Raw genomic sequence first — 5,106 nt, forward strand, 5'->3', positions numbered from 1 at the left:
CAGACGGCGGCCGGCAGCCCGCGCGCGCGGGCGAGGCTGTGCGACAGCGGCAGGCGGAACAGGCGCACGCGCTCCACGATCTCTGCGACGCTGCCGAGGATCAGCCAGGCGGAGGCGGCGAAGGCCGCCGCCGGCAGGGCGCGCCGCAGCCCGATCTCGGAGGCGATGCCGACCGCCGCCGCCGCGATCGCCGCCCACCACAGCCGCACCAGCGCCGGGCCGAGCGCCGCGCGCTTCCACGACAGCACCGGCCCCACCGCCATCGCCGCAAACAGCGGGATGCACAGCGGGAAGACGGTCGAATTGAAGAAGGGCGGCCCCACGCTGATCTTCGCCCCGAACACCAGTTCGGCGAACAGCGGGTAGGTGGTCCCGGTCAGCACCACCGCCGCGATCGAGCACAGCAGCACGTTGTTCAGCACCAGCGCGCCCTCGCGCGAGATCGGCGCGAACACGCCGGTCGCGGCGAGGACGGGGGCGCGGAAGGCGAACAGGGCGAGCGAGCCGCCGATCATCAGCGCCAGCAGGATCAGGATGAACACGCCGCGCGCCGGGTCGTTGGCGAAGGTGTGCACCGAGTTCAGGATGCCGGAGCGGACCAGGAACGTGCCCGACAGCGACAGCGAGAAGGCGCCGATCGCCAGCAGGATGGTCCAGATCTTCAGCGCCTCGCGCTTTTCGACCACGATCGCCGAGTGCAGCAGCGCGGTGCCGACCAGCCAGGGCAGCAGGCTCGCGTTCTCCACCGGGTCCCAGAACCAGAAGCCGCCCCAGCCGAGTTCGTAGTACGCCCACCACGAGCCGAGCGCGATGCCGCCGGTCAGCATCAGCCAGGACAGCAAGGTCCAGGGCCGCACCCAGCGCCCCCAGGCGGCATCGACCCGCCCCTCGATCAGCGCCGCGACGGCGAAGGCGAAGGGGATCGAGAAGCCGACATAGCCCGCGTAGAGGATCGGCGGATGGAAGGCGAGGCCGGGGTCCTGCAGCAGCGGGTTCATGTCGTGCCCGTCGGCCGGCGGCGGCCACAGGCGGGTGAAGGGGTTGGACGCCGTCAGGGCGAACAGCAGGAACCCGGCCGAGACGATGCCGAGCACGCCGATCACCCGCGCCCGCAGCGCCGAGGGCAGCCGTCGGCCGAACGCCGCGACCGCGCCGCTGCACAGCGCGAGGATGAGGCACCAGAGCAGCACCGAGCCCTCGTGATTCCCCCAGGTGCCGGTGATCTTGTACAGCAGCGGCTTCGCGCTGCTGCTGTTCTCGGCGATGTTGAGGACCGAGAAATCGTCGGTGACGGCGCACCAGATCAGCATGCCGAACGCGGTCGCAAGGGCGATCAGCTGGCCGATCGCCAGCGCCGGCGCCGCCGCCATCAGCCGCGCATCGTTGCGCTGCGCGCCCAGCAGCGACAGCACCGCCTGTGCGCCTGCGATCGCCACCGCGAGCGCCAGCGCGAAATGTCCGAGTTCGGCGGTCATGCCCGATCTGCCGTCATGCCCGCCCTGCCGTCATATCCGTCCCGTCGCCATGCGTAACCGCCGTCATCCGCCCGCCTTGGTTCGTGCCGCCTCGATCGCGCTTTCGGTGGGCCATTTCGACGCCGGCGGCGGCGGCCCGGCGTTCGGGTGCCAGTGGCCCGACTTCTTCAGCGCGTCGGCGACGTCGCGCGGCATATAGGTCTCGTCGTGCTTGGCCAGCACCTCGCTCGCGCGGAACGTGCCGTCGGGCTGCAGCGTGCCGAGCGCGACCGTGCCCTGCCCCTCGCGGAACAGGTCGGGCAGGATGCCGGCATAGGTCACGCGTACGGTGGCGCGGCCGTCGGTGACGCGGAAGGTGGCGATCGGCGTCCGCCCCTCGGTCGTGCGCTCGAGGCTGCCGGCCTGCACCAGCCCGCCGAGGCGGAAGACGCGGCCGGGGGGCGGCGGGTCGCGGGTCAGGTCGGACGGCGCCTTGAAGAACACGAGGTTGTCGGAGAACGCCGTCAGCGCGATGGCGGTGGCGCTCCCCACGCCGATGCCGCAGGCGAGCAGCAGCACCAGGCGGCGACGCTTGCGGGTCATGGGCCGTCTCCCCCGTCGCGACCGCGACGCGCGGCCTCGCGCGCCTGCGCCCGCGGGTCGATCGCCAGCAGCCGCCGACGCGCCGCCGACGCGCGCAGCCAGGCGGCGATGCCGAAGCCCGAGGGCAGCACGATGCCGATCGCATATGAAGCGGCGATATAGGGAAGATGCGTCATGCCGCCACCGCCCCCGCGCCGGAGGCCGCGTGGTCGGCCCGCGCCAGCAGCAGGGTGCGCACCCGGCGTTCCATCACCGCCGCGCGCAGCCGGGCGAGCACGATCGCGGCGAACACCAGCGTATAGCCGATCGCGGAGTACAGCAGCGGCCACAGGATCGCCGGCGCGATGGTGGGCGCCCCCGTGAGCGTGATGCTCGCCGGCTGGTGCAGCGTGTTCCACCAGTCGACGCTGAACTTGATGATCGGCAGGTTGACCGAGCCGATCAGCGCCAGGATCGCGGCGGCGCGGTAGCCGCGCTGCGGGTCGTCGAAGGCGCGGATCAGCGCGATCTGGCCGAGATAGAGGAAGAACAGCACCAGCACCGAGGTCAGCCGCGCGTCCCACACCCACCACGCGCCCCACATCGGCTTGCCCCACAGGCTGCCGGTGGCGAGGCAGATGGCGGTGAAGACGGCGCCGACCGGCCCGATCTCCTGCGCCGCGAGGTCGGCCAGCGGGTGGCGCCAGACCAGCGACAGGACGGCGCACACGGCGAGGCTGAAATACCCGGCCGAGGCGAGCCATGCCGCCGGGACATGCACGTACATGATCCGGACCGTATCGCCCTGCTGCCAGTCCGGCGGGGAGAAGAACAGGCCCCAGGTCAGGCCGAAGGCGGTGACCGCGATGCCGATCACCGTCAGCCACGGCAGGATGGCGCCGGACAGACGAAGGAACCGCCCGGGATTGGCAAAGCGGTGCAGGTTCGGGCCGCGCCGCTTGGGTCCGGCCGGCGTCTGCCGGGTCGGGCGCTCTGAGGGACCGAATGCGCTGACGTTCTCCACGGCTCAATCCTCTACCCCGCGTCCGATGCAGGGGCAAACGGGCACATGGGATTAAAGCGCGGTTTGCACTCCGTGTTGCCAACCTTTCATGACACGCCCTAGAACGCGGCGGGAACAAAGAGGTGGCGTACGATGACCGGGCGCGCGGGCGACGTGGGAACGGGCGGAACGGGACGGGGCAACGCGGAACACGCCGACACGTCCGGCCCGACGCTCGACTTCGTCTTCGTGCCCGATGGCGGCGCTCCCGGCGGGACGGCGGGCCACGCCGCGACGTCGGGCGCCGCGCGGCTGCGCGCGCGCTTCGTGCCAGGCGGCGCGGCGGCGGACGGGGCCGTCCACGGACCATCGGACGCCACGTTGCATCGCAACAACGCGATCGCATCATAGAAAACTATTTGGCGCCCCCGGCTTCGGCGCGGCATGCTCGCGTCTGCGTCCGACAAGCGACGCTCGGCGCGTACCGCGCGCCGTACAACAACGTCTGGGGGGATACATCATGGCCGCGTCTCTCGCGCGCCTGTGCGTTCTGCTTGCGGGCACCGCGCTGGCTGCCGTTCCGTTCGCCGTCACCCATCCGGCCCACGCCGCCGACGCCGCCGATACGGCGGGCAACAACGTCGACTGGCCGGGCTACAACAACGACTATCAGGCGCAGCGCTATTCGCCGCTGAACCAGATCACCGCCAAGAACGTCGACCACCTCAAGGAGGTGTGCCGCATCAAGGTGTCGGACGGCGGCTCGTTCCACACCGGCCCGATCGTCGTCGACGGCGTCATGTACGTCACGACCGCGCGCGATACGGTCGCGATCGACCCGCGCACCTGTCAGGAGAAGTGGCGCAACACCTATAGCTCGTCGCATGACGACGTGTGGTCGGTGAACCGCGGCGTCGCCTATGACAACGGCCGGCTGTTCCGCGGCACCGGGGACGGCGCGCTGCTGGCGATCGACGCCGCGACCGGCAAGACGGTCTGGCAGGACACGGTGGGCGATCCCGGCCGCGGCGAGTTCCTGTCCGGCGCGCCGGTCGCGTGGAACGGCGTCGTCTACACCGGCACCGCCGGCAGCGACTGGGGCGTGCGCGGGCGCGTGGTGGCGTTCGACGCGCAGACGGGGCGCGAGCTGTGGCGCTTCAACCTCGTGCCGGCGCCGGGCGAGGCGGGCGCCGATACGTGGAAGGTGAGCAAGACGGCGCTGACCGGCGGCGGCGGCACCTGGACGAGTTTCGCCCTCGACGTGATGCGCAACGAGCTGGTGATCCCGGTCGGCAACCCGGCGCCCGATCTCGACCCGCAGTACCGCCCGGGCGACAACCTCTACACCGACAGCGTGGTGGTGCTCGACGCGCGCACCGGCAAGCTGAAATGGTATCACCAGATGAAGGCGAACGACGGCGTCGATCACGATCTCGCGGCGGTGCCGGTGCTGTACCGCACGCCCGACCTGCGTGACCTGATGGCGGCCGGCGGCAAGGACGGCATGCTGGTCGGCCTCGACCGCGAGACGCACGAGGTGCTGTTCAAGACGCCCGTGACCACCGTCTCCAACGAGAGCGCGGTGCCGAACGCCGAGGGCGTGCATGTCTGCCCCGGCCTGCTCGGCGGCGTCGAATGGAACGGCGCGGCCTATGACCAGAAGAACAACGCGCTGGTCGTGGGCGCCGTCGACTGGTGCGCGACGATGAAACGCGGCAAGCCGAAATACGTCGCCGGGCAGTTCTTCTTCGGCGGCGATCCGGTGCAGGACGCGCCGGCCAACGCGCATGGCTGGATCACCTCCGTCGATGCCGAGACGGGTAAGGTCCGGTGGCAATACAAGGCCGACGCGCCGGTGATCAGCGGCATTACGCCGACCGCGGGCGGCATCACCTTCGCCGGCGACACCAAGGGCAAGTTCCTCGTCCTCGACAACGGCGACGGGAAGGTCCTGTACAGCATGGCGACCCCCGGCATGATGGCCGGCGGCATCGTCACCTATGAGATCGCCGACAAGCAGTATGTGGCGCTGACCAGCGGCAACGTCTCGCGCTTCACGTTCGGCGC

General features: G+C 70.9%; 6 protein-coding genes. 2 read left to right on the forward strand and 4 right to left on the reverse strand.

From position 1 onward, the window contains the following. From B8460_RS16390 to B8460_RS16405, 4 genes are all read right to left on the reverse strand, one after another. The coding region (locus B8460_RS16390) for a heme lyase CcmF/NrfE family subunit (RefSeq protein WP_048862686.1) at positions 1-1,475 on the reverse strand (1,475 nt) is incomplete at its 3' end. Positions 1,476-1,538: 63 nt separating this feature from the next. Beyond that, complete coding sequence (gene ccmE, locus B8460_RS16395) at positions 1,539-2,057, reverse strand: cytochrome c maturation protein CcmE (RefSeq protein ID WP_048862687.1); 519 nt, start codon at positions 2,055-2,057, stop codon at positions 1,539-1,541. Next, positions 2,054-2,233 (reverse strand): hypothetical protein, encoded by a 180-nt coding sequence (locus B8460_RS16400; protein ID WP_048862688.1) that lies wholly within the window; start codon positions 2,231-2,233, stop codon positions 2,054-2,056. The genes ccmE and B8460_RS16400 overlap by 4 nt, the downstream gene beginning before the upstream one ends. Beyond that, positions 2,230-3,060 carry a heme ABC transporter permease gene (locus B8460_RS16405; protein WP_373855912.1) on the reverse strand — a complete coding sequence of 277 codons (831 nt, stop codon included), beginning with the start codon at positions 3,058-3,060 and terminating at the stop codon, positions 2,230-2,232. The genes B8460_RS16400 and B8460_RS16405 overlap by 4 nt, the downstream gene beginning before the upstream one ends. Before the next feature lie 132 nt (positions 3,061-3,192). Between B8460_RS16405 and B8460_RS16410 the strand changes: the two genes are divergently transcribed. Both B8460_RS16410 and B8460_RS16415 read left to right on the forward strand, forming a co-directional pair. Beyond that, on the forward strand, positions 3,193-3,450 hold the full coding sequence (locus B8460_RS16410; protein WP_048862689.1) for a hypothetical protein: 258 nt from the start codon (positions 3,193-3,195) through the stop codon (positions 3,448-3,450). 109 nt (positions 3,451-3,559) lie between these two features. Next, positions 3,560-5,106 (forward strand): pyrroloquinoline quinone-dependent dehydrogenase (locus tag B8460_RS16415; RefSeq protein ID WP_052945273.1); only part of this gene is annotated, 1,547 nt, incomplete at its 3' end.

This window comes from Acidisphaera rubrifaciens HS-AP3 (assembly GCF_000964365.1).
GTDB lineage: Bacteria > Pseudomonadota > Alphaproteobacteria > Acetobacterales > Acetobacteraceae > Acidisphaera > Acidisphaera rubrifaciens.